The organism is Sphingomonas sp. GW821-FHT03E12 (assembly GCF_059420685.1).
The window spans coordinates 272,690-291,704 of record NZ_JBWKUF010000003.1; the positions used below are offsets into that span (position 1 = coordinate 272,690).

Below are 19,015 nucleotides of genomic sequence, written 5' to 3' on the forward strand. Positions count from 1 at the left end.
GTTTGATTGCAGCAGGCTTTTCTGCGGGTGGGAACGACAGATTCGGTGCGGTTCGACGATACCCTTGAAACGGTGCTGGCAGCGGATGTCTCGACGGCGTTCGGCAAGGCCTCGGCCTGGCGGCAGCTCGTCGACCTGATCGGCCGCCGGCGGATCCCGGACGATGCGCGCGCGCTTGCGCTGCTCGAATCGATTCGCGGCGACGTGCCGGTCGCGGTGCGGATCACCAGCACCCGATCACTCGAAATGGCGGAGCCGCCCGCTGCGCTGGTGCAATTGTGCGTGGTGGATGAGATCGCGGTCGCCGCGCCGATCCTGCGCACGGCGCGGTTGAGCTCAGGCGAATGGATCGAGCTGCTGCCACATCTGTCCGCTCCGGCGCGCGGCGTGCTGCGCGGGCGGCGCGACTTGCCCGTGGGCGTCGACAGCGCGCTGGAAGGGTTTCGCGCGGCGGATTTCGTGCTGGGTTCTGAGGCGGTGGTGAGCGAAGCCGCTCCGGCTGCTCCACCTGTCATGTCCGAATCGGACGAAGAGGTTCCGGCCGAAGCGGCTGTTCTGGCACCGGCTTCGCCCTTCATACCCGTCGGCGTCGCCGCGCTCGGGATTCCGCTGGTCGCCGCGGCGCTCCAGCAGGCAGCAGCGCCGGACGGCGAAGCGCAGAAGCCCGCGGCGCTCCATGGCGACCTGATCAAGACCCAGCGCAAGGACTCGACCGGGCCGGAGGTTCCTTCAGAAGTTCAGGGGCCGGGCGGCCCGTTCGAGATCGCCGACGTCGTCGCGCGGATCGACGCCTTCTACACGCGCCAGCCCGAGCGGCCCGCGGCGGCGAGCCTGCCCCAACGTGCCAGCGGATTCCGGTTCGAGACCGACGCACAGGGCGTGATCCGCTGGGTTGACGGCATTTCGCGATCGCCGCTGATCGGCCTCTCGCTCGACATGACCGCGATGCCCGACGGCTCGCGCGTCGATGGTGTGGCGGCGGGCGCGCTCCGCCAGCGCACGCGCTTCTCCGGCGCGCGGCTGTTCGTCGCAGGAGACAGCGACGCGGGCGGCGACTGGCGGATCTCGGCCAATGCGGCCTTCGATCCGGCAAGCGGCCGCTTCACCGGCTATCGCGGCACCGCCCGGCGCCCGCGCGCCGACGAGACCGCAGTACAGTCCGGCGGCACCCACGGCGCGGATTCGCTGCGCCAGCTGATGCACGAACTGCGGACGCCGACCAATGCGATCGCCGGCTTTTCCGAACTGATCGAGCGCGAGATCCTGGGCGAGGCCGCGCCCGTCTACCGCGACCGGGCGGCGCTGATTCGCGATCGCGCGCGTGCGCTTCTGGCCGCGATCGACGATCTCGACATTGCCGCGCGGATCGATGCCTCGGCCCTGCGCCTCCATCCGGGGGAAGTGGCGTTGCAGCCGCTGTTCGACCGGGTGGCGGACGAGCTTGCGCCGCTGGCGGTGATGCGCGGTGCCGATGTCGCGCTCCCGGCGGACGAACTGGTCGTGGCGGGCGATGCGCGCGCGATCGAACGGCTGCTCTCGCGTACCTTGGCGACCCTGCTCTCGGCCGCGGGTGAGGGCGAGCGGATGGGCGTGCGGCTGACCGCCGAGAATGATACCGTCGCGATCGATTTCGACCGGCCGCGGGCATTGGCCGCCTATCCGGGCGACGCGATCTTCACGATCGACGACGAACGTGAAGAGGCTGCGCTGCTTGGCACCGGTTTTGCGCTGCGGCTGATCCGGAACCTGACGCGCGAGCTGTCCGGATCGCTGGTGATCGAGCCTGAGCGCTTGACGATCCGTCTTCCGGCGGCAGTAACTAAGTCTTTGGAGCAAGTGCGCTAGAGACCCCGGCATGGGAAGCGGACAAGGGGGCGCCGAAGGGCGGGGATATCGCGTGCCTGCGCCGGCGCAGGGCAGCGCAATCGCGTGGCCGGAAGATTTCGGCACGCGCTTCACCGTGTTTGTCGATACCGAAGAGGAGTTCGACTGGTCGCAGCCGCTGCGCCGCGAGAATCGCGCGACGCAGGCGATGCGTGCGCTTCCGGAGATGCACGCATTGTTCGCGGCGCACGGCGTGCCTGCGACCTATATGGTCGATCATCCCATCGTGACCTGCCCCATGTCGATCGAGATCCTGCGCGAGATGCTCGCCGACGGGCGTTCGGCGATCGGCACTCAGCTTCACCCCTGGGTCAACCCGCCGTTCGATGAGGCGGTGGTGCCGCACAACAGCTTCGTCGGCAATCTGCCGCGCGAACTGGAAGCCGCGAAGCTCGCGGTGCTGACCGGCGCGATCGCCTCGGCATTCGGCCGGCGGCCCGTGATGTTCCGGGCAGGCCGCTACGGGATCGGCCCCAATTCGCTCCCGCTGCTGGCGGCTGAGGGGTATCGCGTCGATACATCGATGCGCTCGGGCTATGACTATTCGGCGGAGGGCGGTCCGGATTTCACCGCGATCGGCAATCATGGCTTCTGGACGGGTGAAGCCGGGCTGGCCGAACTGCCCTTGACGACGATCTACACCGGGGCGGCGCGATCGGGCGGCGCGGGCCTGTACGGCGCGCTGGGCCATGTCCCGCGCGGACGCGGTGTGGCGGCACGGCTGGGCCTGCTCGCGCGCGTTGCGCTGACGCCGGAGGAAATGCCGGTCGAACTGGCGCTGGAGGCGATCCGGATCGCGGCAGGGGAAGGGGCGCGGATGCTGCTCTTCTCCTATCACTCCCCCTCGGCCGCGCCTGGCTACACCCCCTATGTGCGCGACGCCGCGGAGCTGCGCGCATTCCATGCCTGGTGGGAGGCGGCGTTCGGCCTGCTTGCGAAGCTCGGCATCGCATCGGCATCGCATGATGAAATCCTGGCGGCGCTGGATCGCGCGGCGCTTGCCGGACGCCGCGTTCGCCCTTAAGCGCAGGGGCCGCTGGGGGCCTGTAGCTCAATTGGTTAGAGCTGGCCGCTCATAACGGCTAGGTTGCGGGTTCAAGTCCTGCCGGGCCCACCAGCGGCGTCCCATGCAGCAGCCAATAAAGCGGCATTTGCTGTAGCGGGCCTTGTGCGGGGACGCATTAGCGCCTAACCGCGCCCAGCGTCGGGGAGTGGCGCAGTCTGGTAGCGCGCCTGCTTTGGGAGCAGGATGTCGCAGGTTCGAATCCTGTCTCCCCGACCATTTCGATCACGGCCGGTCCTGATTTCGACTAGCGTGCCATAGTGTTCGACCAGTGGTAGCGCGGCACATGGTTTCTTCAGCAACCATTGCGTTAGGGTCTTAAATGGCCGTCGAGAACCATTCAGACTCCACGCCGTTCACGGTACCGCAGCGGATTGCGGTGCTGTCGATCGTCGCCTTCTGGGTCTTCTACTATGTCAGCATCACGCTGCGGTCGTGGATCATGGATTATCCCGGCTATTGGCTGATGCTGGACAACCGGGCCTGGGTGAGCCTGTTCGGCATCGGCTTCACCTATCTTCTCTATCGGATCCTGCGGCTGTTCTGCCATCACACGCTGCGCGTTCGGGTCGCAGCGGCATTCCTGTTTTCCGCCGTTGCCGCCACGGCCTATTCGACCGTCAACTATCTGTCCTTCTACGTCGTCGATCCGAAGCCGCCGGAGATGCAGAAGCGTCCGGGGACCGAGCCCGAGCATAAGACAGAGAAACCGGCAGATCTGATCGCGGAGAATGCGCTCGGCTGGTACTTCTTCTTCCTCTCATGGTCCGTGTTCTACCTCGCTCTGTCCTATGCCGGGGCGGTGCGCGCGTCGGAGCGCGAGACTGCGCGATTGCGGGCTGCCGCACAGACCGCGGAGCTGCGGGCGCTGCGCTACCAGGTCAATCCGCACTTCCTGTTCAACACGCTCAACTCGATTTCTTCGCTCGTCATGTCGGGCAAGCGCGAGGATGCCGAGGCGATGATCCTCAACCTGTCCAATTTCTTCCGCACCAGCCTCGCCAGCGAGCCGACCGACGACGTGCCGCTGGCGGACGAGATTGCGGTCCAGAAACTCTATCTGGAGATCGAGGCAGTGCGCTTTCCCGAGCGGCTGCGCGGGAGCTTCGAGATCGAGCCCGCGGCGGCCGGGGCGTGCGTCCCGGGCCTGATCCTGCAACCGCTGATCGAGAATGCGGTGAAATACGGGGTCGCGCCGGCGCGCCGTCCGGTGCAGATTTGTGTCCGCGCCCGCGTGAACGGCGACAAGCTGGAGGTGACGGTGAGCGACGATGGCGACGGCGCCAGGGCGTCGAACGGGACCGGGGTCGGGCTGCGCAACGTTCGCGACCGGCTGCGCGCGCGGTTCGGCGATGCAGCCTGGCTGACCGCCGGCAAACGGGCCGAGGGCGGATTTGTCGCGATTCTGACGCTGCCGCTGGTGACCAATGGCTGCTGAACGCCTGCGCACCCTGATCGTCGATGACGAGCCGCTTGCCGTCGAACGGATGCAGATCCTGTGCGCCGGCATTCCGGAGATCGATCTGATCGGTACCGCCAGCGATGGCGAGGCCGCATTGCGGCTGATCGATGCGCTCGACCCCGATCTGGTCCTGCTCGACATCGCGATGCCGCACCGGGACGGAATCGGCGTGGCGGAGGCCTTGTCGGCGACGGTGCATCGGCCGGCGGTGATCTTCTGTACAGCGTTCGAGCAGCATGCCGTCGCGGCGTTCGACGTGGCAGCGGTGGATTATGTGCTGAAGCCGGTGAGCGCTGAAAGGCTGGCACGAGCGATCGGCCGCGCGGTCGAGGTGGCGGGACGGGCGAATGCTGAGCCCCAGCCGGCCAATTCGCGCTGGATCGAGGAATTCTGGGTGCCGCACCGGTCGGAGATGGTGCGCGTCAGCGCGGGCGATATCGAACGTGTCGATGCCGAGCGGGACTATATGCGGCTGGGCGTCGGCGGACGGAGCTACCTGATCCACCAGACGATCAGCGAACTTGAGCGGCGGCTGGATCCGGATCGCTTCATCCGCCTCCATCGATCGACGATCGTGCGCAGGGACCGGATCGCCAAGCTCAGGCATGACGGTCTTGGCGTGTGGCACGCCGAGCTCGCCGATGGCGACCTGGTACGCATCGGCCGCACCTACCAGGCCGCAGCCAAGGCGATCATGGCAAAATAGCCCCGCCCACCGGTCCATCCAGCGGGCGGGGCAGGTGGATGAATGTCAGGGTGCTATCGTGACACTCATATCCCGCGCCGCGAGCTGCCGGTTGGCGGCGTTGCGGTAAGCGAGCTCGATGCCGGGCTGCGCCGATTCGCGTGCTGCGATCGCACAGCGCTGGGCGGCTGCCTCGAGGACAAGGTGCTGCTCGAGACCGACGCCGCACATGCGCGTGGCTGCGCGTGTGACGCGGCGGTCGAGCTCGGCCTTGCCCGAAGCACTGGCAAGATTGAGACCGGCGTAGGAGACCTTCACGGACTTCGCGCCGCCGGCACTGGCCGGAACTGCGGCGATGAGCGCGGCGGCGATCGCGGCCGCATGGGCGAGGTTGGACAACATGGGTCACTCCGGGGTTACGGGGCGCGTCCTGATTGAACGCTGATCCCCGGCTACGCTCCCGGTTGGTGAGGGGCCATCGATGCTCGATAAGGCGGCGAACTGCGTCCACCGAAACCGTTCGATACGACGAACGGCCGATCGTCGGCGACGAACATTGCCCTGCCGGCAGGCACGGGCAACGAAAAAGGGCGCCCCGTGAGGAGCGCCCTTTCGATTCAACCGGGCTCTTGCGAGCCCAGGAAGAACTGATCCGATTACTCGGCGGTGTTGCCAGCAGCAACGTTGTCGAGCGTCTCGCCAGCGTTGTCGAGCATCGCGCCGACTTCGTTCGCTGCGTTCGCGCCTTCGGCGGCGAGCAGGTCAGCGCCGTTCTCGAGCGACTCAGCAACGTTCTCGACGGTGTTGTTCGCAGCCGGCGTGGTGTTGCAGGCGGCGAGCGACATCAGGCCGGTCGCGGCAGCGACGATGAGGACCTTCTTCATTCGTTTTGCTCCCAAGCAAAAATTATTCGGTTCGCCCCGGCCCGATTGCCGTGCGAGTTAGTCGGAATAACGCCCGTTACGCCGTCGTCAATGGGAATTCATCTGACAGCAAGCTTTGCGGCGAGCCGAAATGATGCGCTGCGTCATTGAACGGCGCCAATTTCCTCGGGTGCATTGGCAACCACGGCGAGCATCGCGGTCCACGCCGCAACGTTCTGGCGAAGCTGCTCCGGGTCGATCTTGTCGAGCGTGTCGTCGGGCGTGTGGTGCAGGTCGAAATAGCGGGTGCCGTCCTGCTGCAGGTCCACGCCTGCGACACCTGAAGCGATCAGCGCGCCGACATCGGCGCCGCCGCTCGCGGCATCGCGCCCGCGGCTGATGCCCAGCGGCGCGAGGGCCGCGGCGACGCGATCGCCGACCGCCTTTGCGCTTTCCGGAAGCTTGAAATCGACGCGCCAGACCCGGTCCGCACCGAAATCGGATTCGGCGGCAAGCGCGTGCCTCTCGCCCTTGTGCGCTTCGAAATAGGCGCGGCCGCCGAACACGCCGACCTCTTCGGCCCCGGCCCAGAGAATACGGATCGTGCGGCGGGGCTTGCCTGCGTCCATGATCCGCTTGGCCGCTGCGGTGACGATGCCGCAGCCCGCGCCGTCGTCGAATGCGCCGGTGCCCAGATCCCAGCTGTCGAGGTGACAGGCGACAACGACCATTCCGGCTGCGGGGTCGCTGCCCGGGACTTCGGCGATGACGTTACCCGATTCGGTCATGCCGACCTGCTTCGGCGTGAGGGTGAGTTTGACGCTGACCGGCTGGCCGCGCTTCAGGATGCGCTCGAGCTGTTCGGCATCGGGGAGCGAGAGTGCGGCGGCGGGGATCGGCGTCACGCCTTCGGGGAAACCGGTGCCGCCGGCATGCGGGTTGCGATGATAGTCGGTGCCGACCGAGCGGATCAGGATCGCAGCCGCGCCCTTGCGCGCGGCGGTCGCGGGGCCGGAGCGGCGGACCGCGCCGAACGCGCCATATTGCGATCCGTCCTGGGTACGGGTCATGCTGTGGCTGACAAAGGCGATCTTGCCCTTGAGGCTGCCATCAGGGGCGGCCTGGAGCGCCGCGAGGTTGGGGAAATAGGCGATCTCGGCATTCAGGCCGGCCGCGGATGTGGCGCCGGAATTGCCGAGCGCGGTGAGACGCAGCGGCTGGGGAAAGGGCGCGAGCACCTCCAGCGTCTCGACGCCGCGGACCCAGGTCTTCATCTGGAACGGCTCGTTGCGGACATTGCTGAAGCCGAGCGCGGCGAGTTTCTTCACCGACCAGGCACGGGCGCGCGCTTCCGCTTCGGTTCCGGCAAGGCGCGGGCCGATCTCGGTGGTGAGGCCTTCGGTGATGTCCCAGGCGATCTCGTCCTTCAGTGCGGCGTCGCGCAGCGCGGCCGGGTCGGTCTGGGCGAGTGCGGGGAGGGGGAGGCTCAGCATGGCAGCCAGGGTCAGGGTCTTCACACGCATTCTTTTCCTCCGCCGAAATATTGTTGCGGCGTGACGTAACGGAAGGGCCGGGGCGGCGGCAACCCGTCCGCGGCGTCTTTTCGACAAGCGACAGGTTTGCCAATCGGCGGGTGCATCGCTACATCGGCGCCAAATTCCCGGACACCCAGATATTCGAACGGAGACCCGCACGTGGCCGCCCAATACGCCTTCGTGATGAAGGACATGACCAAGACCTTCCCCGGCGCCCCGAAGCCGGTGCTGAGCAACATCAACCTGCAATTCTATCAGGGTGCCAAGATCGGCATCGTCGGTCCCAACGGCGCCGGCAAGTCGACCCTGATCAAGATCATGGCGGGGATCGACAAGGACTTCTCGGGCGAGGCCTGGCCGGGCGAGAACATCACTGTCGGCTATCTGGAGCAGGAGCCGCAGCTCGATCCGACCAAGACCGTATTGGAGAACGTCAAGGACGGCGCGCGCGAGACTGCCGACCTGGTCGAGCGTTTCAACGCGATCTCGGCCGAAATGGGCGATCCCAAGGACGACACCGATTTCGACGCGCTGATGGAGGAGATGGGCGATCTCCAGACCAAGATCGACGCGGTCGACGGCTGGACGCTCGACAACCAGCTCGAAGTCGCCATGGAAGCCCTCCGCTGCCCACCGTCGGACTGGACCGTCGACAACCTGTCGGGTGGTGAAAAGCGCCGCGTGGCGCTGACCCGCCTGCTGATCCAGAAGCCGTCGATCCTGCTGCTCGACGAACCGACCAACCACCTCGACGCCGAAAGCGTCGAGTGGCTGGAAAACCACCTCAAGGAATATGCCGGCGCGGTGCTGATGATCACCCACGACCGCTACTTTCTGGACAATGTGGTGGACTGGATCCTCGAGCTCGATCGCGGGAAGTATTTCCCGTACGAGGGCAACTACTCGACCTATCTCGAAAAGAAGTCGAAGCGCCTCGAGCAGGAGGACCGTGAAGCGACGGGCCGCCAGAAGGCGATCAAGGACGAACTGGAGTGGATCCGCGCCGGCACCAAGGGCCGCCAGACCAAGTCCAAGGCGCGTATCAAGAAGTTCGACGAACTCGTCGCAAGCCAGGAGAACCGCAAGCCGAGCGGCGCGCAGATCGTCATCCAGGTGCCCGAGCGCCTGGGCGGCAAGGTGATCGAGGTCGAGAACGTCTCCAAGGCCTATGGCGACAAGCTGCTGTTCGAGAACCTGTCCTTCACCCTTCCGGCCGGCGGCATCGTCGGCGTGATCGGGCCGAACGGCGCGGGCAAGTCGACGCTGTTCAAGCTGATCACCGGCCAGGAAACGCCGGATTCGGGCACGATCGAGATGGGGACCACCGTCCGCCTCGGCTATGTCGACCAGAGCCGCGACCATCTCGACCCGTCGAAGAACGTCTGGGAGGAAATCTCGGACGGGCTCGATTACATGAAGGTCAATGGCCACGACCAGTCGACGCGCGCCTATGTCGGGGCCTTCAACTTCAAGGGCCAGGACCAGCAGAAGAATGTCGGCAAGCTCTCCGGCGGTGAGCGCAACCGCGTCAACATCGCCAAGATGCTGAAGCGTGGCGGCAACGTTCTGCTGCTCGACGAACCGACCAACGACCTCGACGTCGAAACGCTCGGCGCGCTCGAAGAGGCGATCGAGAATTTCGCGGGCTGCGCCGTGGTCATCAGCCACGATCGCTTCTTCCTCGATCGTCTCGCTACCCATATCCTCGCCTTCGAGGGCGACAGCCATGTCGAATGGTTCGAGGGCAATTTCGAGGCCTATGAAGAAGACAAGCGCCGCCGCCTGGGCGACGCGGCGGATCGCCCGACCCGCCTTGCCTACAAGAAGCTGACCCGCTGAGATCGAATAACGCGCCGCCTAAAAACGGCGCGTTATTCCCATATAAAGCTGCAGGTCAGGGCTGTCGGCGTTGAGACCGGCCACGGCGCCCGCGTCGATCTGCAGACGATCCTTTGACACCCAGGCGAAGGACAGGCTGGCAAGCGCCTCTGTCGTATACCCGGCCGGGTCTTCGTCACGGGTCACCTGAACTTCGAGCGCGCCGCTCACCGACTCGCTGAGCGCGGCGCTGAGGCCGATGACGCTGCCATAAGCGAGGTGCCGCCCGTTCCGGTCGCTGTCGACGGCTGCGTCGATCGCGGGTGTCAGCGCGATCCCGATCGTATCGTTCAGGCTGTAGCTGACCGGGATGATCAGGCCCGCCCCCCAATCGCCCGCGCCGATGGCGTCTCCACCGGCAGGCAGGGTCGCATAGGGCATGATCGCCACCGAGAGGCCCGAGCCGTCCGGGTTAGACAGATTGTAGCGCGCGGCGAGAGTAACATCGCCGACCCCCGAACTGCGCGCGACGGCGCCAGTCACCTTGTCACGCACGCGGACCGTGCCGAACACGGTCCAGCCTGCTTGTATCTCCAGATTCGGTGTCACGCCGTGGCGGATCAGCAGATCGCCGGCGATCAGCGTGTCGCTGCGCTGCGCGTCATCCTGATCGAATGTCCAGTCGAGCCCGCCGAGCTCGACGACGGTGCGGCCCGCGTCCACCGTGCAGGCGGGCGTGCCGAGCCCGGGCCGGTCCGCGCAGAGCGGTCGCAGTTCCTCCGCCTGCGCAACGCCGGTGCCGGCCAGCAGGATCGCAGTCAGGGCAGGGATCTTCGACATCGGTTGCAGGCTCCGTCCGGCGCGGGGGCGCATCAGCTTTGCTGATCGCATAGTCGATCCGGTCCGGGGAAGGTATCGACCGTTGACGCCTGCACCTCAGCCTGAAAGGTGCGGGCAATGCAGCCCTCTCTCGATCTGACCGATGTTCGCGGTTTCAAGGACCTCTGGGCGCAGCTCACTTTCCGCGCGCCACGGCGGGCTCTGCGTGATCAGACCGAACGTATGCTGTTCGATGCGCTCGGTCTGGGGCTGGAGCAAGCGATCCAGTATCTTGGGCAGGAACAGCCCGAACTGGCGGCGTTCGAAACATGGGTGCTTGCCACCGCCGGGCCGCCCGATCCCGAGACGATTGCGCGCTATCATGCCTGGCTGGACCGCGCGCCGCCTCCCGCAAGCGCGCAGGCGCGAATCGATGCGATCGATGCGGCGGCCCCTGCACTCGACGCCGACGATCTCGCGCATTGGGAGCGCGAGGGTTGGGTGCTGTTACGGCAAGCGATCAGCGCCGACGAGGCCGCTGCCGCCGAAGCATTGTTATGGGAGATCGTGGGCGGCGATCCGGCAGTTCCGGCGAGTTGGTACGACTATCGCGGCAACGGGATCATGGTGCAGCAGTTCCAGCACCCGGCGCTTGAAGCCGCCCGGCGGTCGCCGCGGATCCACAAGGCGTTCGCGCAGCTTTGGGGCACGGCGGATCTGTGGGTCACGGTCGACCGGATGAGCTTCAATCCGCCCGAGACGGCCACGCGCCGGTTTCAGGGGCCGCGGCTGCACTGGGACGCGAGCCTTACCTTGCCCATTCCATTCGCGACGCAGGGAATCCTCTACCTCACCGACACTGCGGCGGATCAGGGCGCGTTCACGCTGGTTCCGGGCTTCCACCACCGGCTCGAAACCTGGCTGGCGGAAATCGGGGATCGCGATCCGCGCCGGATCGACCTGAGTGGTGAGGCGGTCCCGATTCCGGCGGGCGCGGGCGATCTGGTGATCTGGCGGCAGGATCTGCCGCATGGCGCCAGCCCGAACCGCTCGGCGCGGCCACGGCTGGCGCAATATCTCACCTATTACTCGCCCGCGCTCACCACGCATCCGGAGTGGCGCTGAACGGTCAGGCCTTCTTTCCGTCCAGGCCCCACGCGCCGCCGCCAGCCGCCGCGAGGTAGAGGAAGATGAAGGTGAACAGCAGGATCGCCTCGCCGCCATTGGCCGCGGGGAAGAAGCCCTTCGACCCGTGGGCGAGCCAGTAACCCACGGCGCACATGCCCGCGGCGATGAAGGCGACGGGGCGGGTGAACAGCCCGATCACCAGCAGCGCGCCGCCGACCAGCTCGATCGCGCCGGCTGCATAGAGCAGCGGATTGAGCGGCATGGGGAAGGGCGGCAGGTTGAAGAATTTCGACGTGCCGTGCTGAAGGAACGAAAGTCCCGCGACGATGCGCAGGACGGAAAGCAGCTTGTCGGACCAGCTTGCAGGGATCGGCATGATGGGTCTCCTCGCGCGGCCTGAACGCCGTTGCGCAGGTGAAACCTTTCACGCTTGCCCGGTTTGATCAATCCCGCCAGCGGAAACCGATCGTTTCAGTCGCCGGTGACCTTGAGCGGGCCGAGATCACCGAGGCCCACCGTACCGCTCGCCATCGCCAGCATCCGGTCGAGGCTCTTCTTGGCCTTGAGCCGGATCTCGTCCTCGATCTCGATCCGCGGCTCCAGGTCGCGGAGCGCGATGTAGAGCTTCTCCAGCGTGTTCATCGCCATGTAGGGGCAGATATTGCAGTTGCAGTTTCCGTCCGCGCCGGGCGCGCCGATGAAGGTCTTCTCCGGAACCGCCTTTTCCATCTGGTGGATGATGTGCGGCTCGGTCGCGACGATCATCGTGTCGCCGTCGAAATCCTTGGCATATTGCAGGATGCCGCTGGTCGACCCGACATAGTCGGCATGATCCAGAACGTGCGGCGGGCATTCCGGGTGTGCAGCGACGGGCGCGCCGGGGTGCAGCGCCTTGAGCTTGAGAAGCTCGGTTTCGCTGAACGCTTCGTGCACGATGCACACGCCCGGCCACAGCAACATGTCGCGGCCCATCTTGCGGTTGATATAGCCGCCCAGATGCTTGTCGGGGCCGAAGATGATCTTCTGGTCCTTGGGGATCTGGCTCAGGATCTTCTCGGCGGACGAGCTGGTGACGATGATATCGGACAGGGCTTTCACCTCGACCGAGCAGTTGATGTAGGTCAGCGCGATATGGTCGGGGTGCTGCGCACGGAACGCGGCGAACTGTTCGGGCGGGCAGCTGTCCTCGAGCGAGCAGCCGGCGTCCATGTCGGGCAGGATGACGGTCTTGTCGGGGCTCAGGATCTTCGCGGTCTCGGCCATGAAGCGCACGCCGCAGAACGCGATCACCTCGGCATCGGTCTCTGCCGCCTTGCGCGACAGTTCGAGCGAGTCGCCGACGAAATCGGCAAGGTCCTGGATCTCGGGCTTCTGATAATAGTGTGCGAGGATCACTGCGTTGCGCTCCTTGCGCAGACGCTCGATCTCGGCACGGATATCGACGCCGGACAGGTTGCTCGGTGCGTTCATTGTATGACCCTCAGATTTTGGCCCTCACATGGCCTTGTCCGGGGCCGGGTTCAACCCATTGGCGCAGGTGGCGGCGCGAAATCGAGCGGGGCGACCGCAGCACCGGGCGAACCCGCGGTCACCGTCTGGTAAATTGCGGTGCCGAGCGGCGAATAGACGATCAGCTCGGTGGCGAGCATGACGCTCAGGATCGCGCCCAGACCGCACCACCAAGCGGGATGGATGCGCCCGTCGCGGCGGTAATCGGCGATCATGCCGGCAAACAGGAAGATCAGGCCGGGCAGGTTCGCGATCTGATAGGCCCAGGGGATCAGCAGCGGCATCGGCAGCAGCCGGCCGAAGCCGGGGCCGAGCAATACGATCATCGCGCACATGTGCAGCCGGCGGTGCCAGTCGGTACGCCGCCGCATCCTGACCGCGGCGGTGGTCAGCCCGGCGAACAGCAGCACGATCAGCGGATTAGCGATCAGGAAATGTTGTGGGCGGAAGATGAAAGGCGCCTGTCCGGCACGGATGCGCAGGACGGTCACCGCGATCCCGGCCACCACCATCGCCACCACCCAGCCGACCGCGACCCAGCCGAGCAGACGATGGAACCGCAGCGGCCCGCGCGTCGCGAACACGGCCTGCGCGCAATAGATCGTAACCCAGCCGAAGAAGACGATGGCATGGGCGTGGACATAGAGCGGTGCGCCGAAGCTCGATCGTCCCGCGGCGAGATGGAGCGAGAAGCCGGCGACGAGCACCGCCGCCATCGCGAAGGCACTCCACAGGAAGAACCTGTCGTCGCTACGCTGCGGTACATCTGTGATGTCGTAAATTGTGGCCATGGTGATGCTCCCCAAGATCACCCGGTGGGGAGACTATCACGTTTGGCGGGCGGTCCGAATGACTAGTTTGCGCCCTCGCGCGCCTCGATGTCCTTCATCACCTGTTCGGGGGAGCGCGATACGTCCCAATGTTCGCGGGTCTGCGCGCCGCGCTCGGGTGGAAAGGTGACGACCACCCGGACATCGCCGAGACCCGCGGCGGTGAGCGGCTGGGAGAGCAGGCGAGCAAGCGCGCGCCGGGCATGCTCGCGGGCCTGCGCCATGCGTTCGGGGCTGCGGGCCTCGCGCCCGGCGACATCGGTCGCACGGGCCGAGGTGCGCTGGCTGAGCGCTTCGGCGGCATCGCGCGTCACGAACAGCCCGCTGGTCTCCACAAGGGTGCGGCGGCCCTCGTCCGTATTGGGCGCGGCAGCCGTGACGTCGGGCGCATCGACGATCAGCGTCTTGGTCTGCGCGTTCCATTGCAGATCGCTGTCGCGCAGCTTCGACAGATCGACGAAATAGCCCACCGAATAGGGCATCTTGACCACCTGATCGCTCCGCAGCCAGCCAAAGCCGCGAATGTCGGACGCGGTAGCCTGGACGATACCGGAAAGCTCGGCGACCTGAAGCTTGCCGGTACCGGCGAGCTTGGCGGTGACGATCCGGGTCACGGGCGCGCCGCCGTCTTCGGGCAAGGTCGCCATCCGGGTTTCGGCATAGCGATCCCATGCGATCCACGCCGCCGCCAGGATGACGGCGATCGCGGCGGCGGCCAGCAGGCCGCGGACCAGCGTATCACGCGTCACGACATCCGCCACGGACCGCCCTCCGTGCCGGTGACAATGCCGCGCTCGCGCAGGTCGATAAGATGCGCCAGCACCGAACGGCCCGCCGCACCGGTGAGGCGCGGGTCGAGCCCGACGTACATCTTCTCGACCATCGCGGGGATTTCACGAGCCTCTTGCCCGAGCAGGCGCAATATCTGCCCCTCGCGCTGCTTGCGATGCCCCATCATGCCGCGCACCAGCCGCTGGGGCTTCTCCACCGCATCGCCATGCGCGGGATAGTAGATGCGATCCTTGCGGGCGAGCAGCTTGTCGAGGCTGGCCATATAGTCGCCCATGTCGCCGTCCGGCGGCGCGATCACGCTGGTCGACCAGCCCATGATGTGATCGCCGGTGAACAGCGCGCCGCTCTCTTCGAGCGCGAAGCAGAGATGGTTGGAGGTATGGCCGGGGGTGGCCACCGCAGTGAGCGTCCAGCCGTCGCCGCGCAGCTGCTCGCCGTCACCCAGGACGCGATCGGGCAGATAGTCGCGGTCGAACGCCGCGTCGGCGCGGGGGCCGTCGTCGTCCAGAGCAAGCGCCGCGCAGCCGATGATCGGCGCACCGGTCGCGGTCTTTATGGCACGGCTCGCCGGGCTGTGGTCGCGATGCGTGTGGGTGCAGAGGATCGCGACGACGGGGCGGCCATCGATCGCACGCAGCAGCGCATCGACATGCCCGGGCAGGTCGGGACCCGGATCGATCACGGCCAGATCGGTGGTGCCGACCAGATAAGTTTCGGTGCCGGTATAGGTGAAGGGCGAGGGGTTCGCCGCGAGGATGCGGGTCACTAGCGGCTCGAGCCGGATCGCTTCACCGGTTGCGGGATCGGTCATGCCGCCGAGATGGCGGCTGCGCGGCGCTCAGGCAAGTCCGCAACGGGAAAAGGAGGGCCGGCCGCCATAGGGGAAGCGACCGGCCCGGTTGGAGCACCCTCCGCGGCGATGGGCATCAGACCGCGGACTTTCCTCCACCCTTTCGTTGATCGTGCGGATCAATCCTTTTCGGCAGCCTCGACTTCGCGGATGGCGTCATCGATGCCCTTGAGCGCTGCGGCCTTCTGCGCGGCGGTCAGGTCGTCCTGCGCCTCGATCGACTTGCGGGCCATCTTGAGGCCGATCATGGCGTGGCGCTTGCCTATATCGGCCCGGCTGATGGCGACGAAACGCGCCTGATCAGCCTTTGCGAGGGCGACGATGCGTGCCCGGTCGGCTTGCGCGAGGGCGATGGTACGCGCCCGGTCGGCCGTTGCCTGGGCGGACAGCGCCCGGGCGGTGGCGGCATTGGCGCGCATCTCGATCCGGTCGCTGCAGATGGTGATCGTGCGGCGCTTGCCGTCCTTGCTTTCCATCTTGAGTTCACCGTCCGCGGGCGCACCGCATTTGGCCGACAGGACAACCGGCAGATCGTCGGGGATCCCGTCTCCGCTGACGACTTTGCCATCCTTGATGATGAGACGCTTGTTCCGCATGACGATCCTGTCGGTGTCGCCATCTTCGGTGACGGTGATCTTGCCGTCCCTGTCGCGCGTGACGATGCGGATCTTCTTGACCGCCTTGGCCTCGTCGGCGGGGGCGGCCGGCTCAGCCGGTTCGGCCGGGGCGGCTGCAACGGCGGCGGGCGCTTCGGGGGCCTCAGGCGCTTCCGGCGCAGGCGGTACTTCCTGCAGATCGACGCCGATCGCGTCGCCGACATCGGCACGCAGGTTCGCCGCTGCCTGGGTGCCCGATGCGGTGAACGCCAGGCCGGCCAGCGTCAGCGCCGCGGCGCCCGTGACGCCGGCGGTGATCCGCGTGCGCGACTTCCGGTCATGCTTCGCGAGCATTTTGAGCCTCCCCTTGAGTTCGTTGATGGTATGCAGATGACAGGCAGCCGAGACCGCACCCCCATGCGCGGACTTGACGATGGCGCGGCCATAGGCGTGGCGCAGCGCCGGGGCGCGGCCTGAGAGCACCAGGGCATCACAGGCCATCTCCTGATCGGCACGGAAGGCGCGGAACGCCCGCCATGCGACCGGGTTGAACCAATGGAGCGCGAGCACGACCAGCGCGATCCAGTTGGCGATCAAGTCGCCACGCAGGTGGTGACCGAGTTCGTGGGCAAGCGCGAGGTTGCGCTCGAGCGGATCGTAGCGCTCATGGAAGTCGCGCGGAAAGGCGACGTACTTGCGCCAGATGCCGAAGGCGAGGGGGCCGGTAGCCGCATCGGTCTCGATCACGTGCACGCGCCCTTCGGCAACAGTGCGTTCGATCTTCGCGCGGCGCAGCAGCCGTGCGCAGAACCGGCTATGAGCGATCAGATGATAAGCGAGGAAGGCAAGCGCCCCCACGGCCCAGATCGCGACAATCACCGGCAGCCAGTCGAACGGTGCGGCCTCGATCGGAGCCGTGGCGGACGCTGCCGCCGCCGCAGGGACGGTGACCGGATCGACCATGTAATATGTGATGACTTCGCTCGCCGCGGCGACCGGGGTCTCGGCGCTCGCCCGCCAGCTTTCGGGAAGCGGGGGCAGCGCAAGGCGAAGGACAGGAAGCGCCCACAACGCATAGGCGATGTTGGGCCCGAAATGACGGCTCACCGGCTTGCGGATCACAAGCACCAGCAGCATCAGCAGCGTCGTCGCGACGAACGTCTCTACAACCCAGGCGATCATTGCTTGATCTCCTTCAACAGTGCTTCGATTTCGGCGATGTCTTCGTCGGTGAGCGCATCGCGCTCGGCGAGATGGGCGACCAGCGGCGTGAGCTTGCCGCCGAACAGCCGGTCGATCAGGCGGCGCGATTCACCCTCGACATAATCGCCGCGCTCGACCAGCGGACGATAGAGGTAGCGGCGGCCGTCTTCTTCGGCGGCGATGGTGTTCTTGGCGAGCAGGCGGCCGAGCAGGGTCTTGACCGTATTGGCGCTCCAGCCGCGTGACGGGGCCACGCGCTCGGCAACATCGTTGGCGGTGAGGGGCGATTCGTCCCACAGCACTTCCATCACGGCGTGCTCGGCGTCGCTGATCCGTTCGGTCATTTCACTCCCCTTCGATTACGCCTGTAATCGTTTCGACCACATCTGTAGTCAATAGGCTGAACACTGTCTGAACGGCATTCAGGCGAAGGAGGCGGGGAAAGTGTCGGAACTTCTTACAAAATGGGTAGGGCGAGAATTTCGTTAACCATGAAAACGCCGGTTTTCCGTAGGTTACTCATTCTGGCACGCGGACTGCAACGACAAGGGCACACCGCTGTTCACTAAGCGCGTGTAACGCTTCAGAGGCGGGCAGCACATACCGGGCTGCCCGCCTCGCCCGTTTCTAGCCCCCGTCTGTCAGCGCCATATACCACTGGCGATCCATCGCGCCGCGTGCGGCGGCGGAAGATCTTCGCGGCGTCTTCCTCGAGTCGTTCGGCGGCGCGGGCGCGGGCGGCGGGATAGATTTCGGTGAACAGCCGCTCGAAGGTGCGGTGCCAGCCATAGGTCTCCACCACCATCGCGCGAGCACGGGCACCCATCAGCTGGGCGCCGTCGTTCCACAGCTTCGTGACATTGGCGGCCATTGCCGCGGTGTCGTCGACCGGGCCGAGCAGGCCGAGCCCTTCGGGCACGCGATCAGGCATTGCGCCGCTCGCGACCCCGACAACGGGCAGGCCGCAGGCCTGTGCCTCGAGCACCGAGATGCCGAAGGTCTCGTCTGCCATCGCGGAGACATAGATGTCGGAAGAGGCGAGGGCGCGGGCCAGCCCGATCCGGTCCTTCTCGAAGCCTGGGAAGGCGATCGGCAGGCCCTGCGCCTCACGCATCAGCCGCTCGCGCAGCTTGCCGTCGCCCATCAGTACCATGGCGGCGCCGAGATCGCGGGGCAGCTTGCGGAACATCTCGACCAGCCGGTCGGTGCGCTTTTCGTTATCGATGCGGCCGGCATAGATAAGCAGCGGTCCGTCGCCGGGAAGCCCCAGGGAGGCGCGATAGCCGAGGTCGCGCTTCGAGGGAGTGAACATCGTCGTATCGACGCCCAGCGGCATCACGTCGGTGCGCGTGATCGTCTTGCGCGCCAGCGTGCGCTGCGCGTCCTCGCTCAGCGTGTAGACTCGGTCGAACTCGCGATAGGTGATCTCGGCATAGCCATAGGCGAGCATGCGCATGAAGCGCGCCGCGAGATTGCCGGCCTTCGCCTCAACGACGCGATGGACGTGCGCATTGGGGAAATCGGTACGGTAGCCCGCTACCAATATAGTCTCGGGATAGTCGCGCCGGTGGTTGATCGCGGTCCAGGGCAGCACCCAGGGGCAGAGCGATTCGATAATGTCGGGCCGATAATGTTCGAGCAGGTCGCGTACCGCATCGGTCCGCAGGATGAAGCGGTAGTTCGGGCTGCCGCGCACCGGCTCGGCACCGACCTCGGCGAAGATGTGACGGCCGTTGATCGTCACCCTGTCCTCGGGGCCGGGAACGATCTGGAGCAGCTGGTGCGGGGTATGGTTGAGCACGTAATCGCGCTTCTCGCGGAGGTAGGTGCTGATCCCGCCGCCGCCCGCAGGTGAATAGCTCTGCGTCAAATCACAAATCGTCAGGGACGCACTGTCCCTTGCCGCGACGCCAAGCGCCGCAGCCAGAGGTTGCACGAACATGATACGCTACCTTTACAAAACCGCGCAAAACACCGC

The 19,015-nt window shown here is 66.3% G+C and carries 18 protein-coding genes and 2 tRNA genes; 8 read left to right on the forward strand and 12 right to left on the reverse strand.

What is annotated here, in order from left to right; genetic code table 11:
- Window positions 1-27 precede the first annotated feature (27 nt).
- The 6 genes from AC07TU_RS10880 to AC07TU_RS10905 all read left to right on the forward strand — a co-directional run bounded on the left by AC07TU_RS10880 (window position 28) and on the right by AC07TU_RS10905 (window position 5,115).
- A complete protein-coding gene (locus AC07TU_RS10880) occupies window positions 28-1,845 on the forward strand; it encodes a sensor histidine kinase (protein WP_495187928.1) in 1,818 nt (605 codons plus the stop codon).
- 10 nt (window positions 1,846-1,855) lie between these two features.
- Window positions 1,856-2,908, forward strand: coding sequence for a polysaccharide deacetylase family protein (locus AC07TU_RS10885; RefSeq protein ID WP_495187929.1), 1,053 nt, complete (start codon window positions 1,856-1,858; stop codon window positions 2,906-2,908).
- 16 nt (window positions 2,909-2,924) lie between these two features.
- Window positions 2,925-3,001: transfer RNA gene (locus AC07TU_RS10890), tRNA-Ile, on the forward strand.
- A gap of 88 nt (window positions 3,002-3,089) precedes the next feature.
- Window positions 3,090-3,166, forward strand: a tRNA-Pro gene (locus AC07TU_RS10895).
- Window positions 3,167-3,269: 103 nt separating this feature from the next.
- Entirely contained in the window at window positions 3,270-4,385 is a 1,116-nt protein-coding gene (locus AC07TU_RS10900; RefSeq protein ID WP_495187930.1) for a sensor histidine kinase, read from the forward strand.
- On the forward strand, window positions 4,375-5,115 hold the full coding sequence (locus AC07TU_RS10905; protein ID WP_495187931.1) for a LytR/AlgR family response regulator transcription factor: 741 nt from the start codon (window positions 4,375-4,377) through the stop codon (window positions 5,113-5,115). Before AC07TU_RS10900 ends, AC07TU_RS10905 begins: the two co-directional genes overlap by 11 nt.
- 45 nt (window positions 5,116-5,160) lie before the next feature.
- Here AC07TU_RS10905 and AC07TU_RS10910 read toward each other — a convergent pair whose 3' ends face one another.
- The 3 genes from AC07TU_RS10910 to AC07TU_RS10920 all read right to left on the reverse strand — a co-directional run bounded on the left by AC07TU_RS10910 (window position 5,161) and on the right by AC07TU_RS10920 (window position 7,480).
- A complete protein-coding gene (locus AC07TU_RS10910; protein WP_495187932.1) occupies window positions 5,161-5,496 on the reverse strand; it encodes a UrcA family protein in 336 nt (111 codons plus the stop codon).
- A 254-nt stretch (window positions 5,497-5,750) separates the two neighbouring features.
- On the reverse strand, window positions 5,751-5,978 hold the full coding sequence (locus tag AC07TU_RS10915; protein WP_495187933.1) for a hypothetical protein: 228 nt from the start codon (window positions 5,976-5,978) through the stop codon (window positions 5,751-5,753).
- Window positions 5,979-6,121: 143 nt separating this feature from the next.
- Window positions 6,122-7,480: a M28 family peptidase gene (locus AC07TU_RS10920; protein WP_495187934.1), complete on the reverse strand. Its 1,359-nt coding sequence runs from the start codon at window positions 7,478-7,480 to the stop codon at window positions 6,122-6,124.
- Between the two features lie 171 nt (window positions 7,481-7,651).
- Between AC07TU_RS10920 and ettA the strand changes: the two genes are divergently transcribed.
- On the forward strand, window positions 7,652-9,331 hold the full coding sequence (gene ettA, locus AC07TU_RS10925; RefSeq protein ID WP_495187935.1) for an energy-dependent translational throttle protein EttA: 1,680 nt from the start codon (window positions 7,652-7,654) through the stop codon (window positions 9,329-9,331).
- Window positions 9,332-9,349: 18 nt separating this feature from the next.
- Here the strand turns inward: ettA and AC07TU_RS10930 are convergent, their stop codons facing one another.
- A complete protein-coding gene (locus AC07TU_RS10930; protein WP_495187936.1) occupies window positions 9,350-10,150 on the reverse strand; it encodes a transporter in 801 nt (266 codons plus the stop codon).
- A 117-nt stretch (window positions 10,151-10,267) separates the two neighbouring features.
- On the opposite strand from AC07TU_RS10930, the gene AC07TU_RS10935 reads away from it, so the two are divergent.
- A complete protein-coding gene (locus tag AC07TU_RS10935) occupies window positions 10,268-11,254 on the forward strand; it encodes a phytanoyl-CoA dioxygenase family protein (RefSeq protein WP_495187937.1) in 987 nt (328 codons plus the stop codon).
- Between the two features lie 4 nt (window positions 11,255-11,258).
- On the opposite strand, the gene AC07TU_RS10940 is transcribed toward AC07TU_RS10935, so the two are convergent.
- From AC07TU_RS10940 to AC07TU_RS10975, 8 genes are all read right to left on the reverse strand, one after another.
- On the reverse strand, window positions 11,259-11,633 hold the full coding sequence (locus AC07TU_RS10940; protein WP_495187938.1) for a DoxX family protein: 375 nt from the start codon (window positions 11,631-11,633) through the stop codon (window positions 11,259-11,261).
- A gap of 95 nt (window positions 11,634-11,728) precedes the next feature.
- On the reverse strand, window positions 11,729-12,727 hold the full coding sequence (nadA, locus tag AC07TU_RS10945) for a quinolinate synthase NadA (protein WP_495187939.1): 999 nt from the start codon (window positions 12,725-12,727) through the stop codon (window positions 11,729-11,731).
- Window positions 12,728-12,777: 50 nt separating this feature from the next.
- Window positions 12,778-13,557 (reverse strand): DUF2306 domain-containing protein, encoded by a 780-nt coding sequence (locus tag AC07TU_RS10950; protein WP_495187940.1) that lies wholly within the window; start codon window positions 13,555-13,557, stop codon window positions 12,778-12,780.
- A 62-nt stretch (window positions 13,558-13,619) separates the two neighbouring features.
- Window positions 13,620-14,357 (reverse strand): DUF4230 domain-containing protein, encoded by a 738-nt coding sequence (locus AC07TU_RS10955; RefSeq protein ID WP_495187941.1) that lies wholly within the window; start codon window positions 14,355-14,357, stop codon window positions 13,620-13,622.
- Window positions 14,342-15,199 carry an MBL fold metallo-hydrolase gene (locus tag AC07TU_RS10960; protein ID WP_495187942.1) on the reverse strand — a complete coding sequence of 286 codons (858 nt, stop codon included), beginning with the start codon at window positions 15,197-15,199 and terminating at the stop codon, window positions 14,342-14,344. Before AC07TU_RS10960 ends, AC07TU_RS10955 begins: the two co-directional genes overlap by 16 nt.
- Window positions 15,200-15,357: 158 nt before the next feature.
- On the reverse strand, window positions 15,358-17,016 hold the full coding sequence (locus AC07TU_RS10965; RefSeq protein ID WP_495187943.1) for a M56 family metallopeptidase: 1,659 nt from the start codon (window positions 17,014-17,016) through the stop codon (window positions 15,358-15,360).
- Complete coding sequence (locus AC07TU_RS10970; protein ID WP_126003585.1) at window positions 17,013-17,381, reverse strand: BlaI/MecI/CopY family transcriptional regulator; 369 nt, start codon at window positions 17,379-17,381, stop codon at window positions 17,013-17,015. The genes AC07TU_RS10965 and AC07TU_RS10970 overlap by 4 nt, the downstream gene beginning before the upstream one ends.
- A gap of 239 nt (window positions 17,382-17,620) precedes the next feature.
- Entirely contained in the window at window positions 17,621-18,979 is a 1,359-nt protein-coding gene (locus AC07TU_RS10975) for a glycosyltransferase (protein WP_495187944.1), read from the reverse strand.
- Window positions 18,980-19,015: the final 36 nt, after the last annotated feature.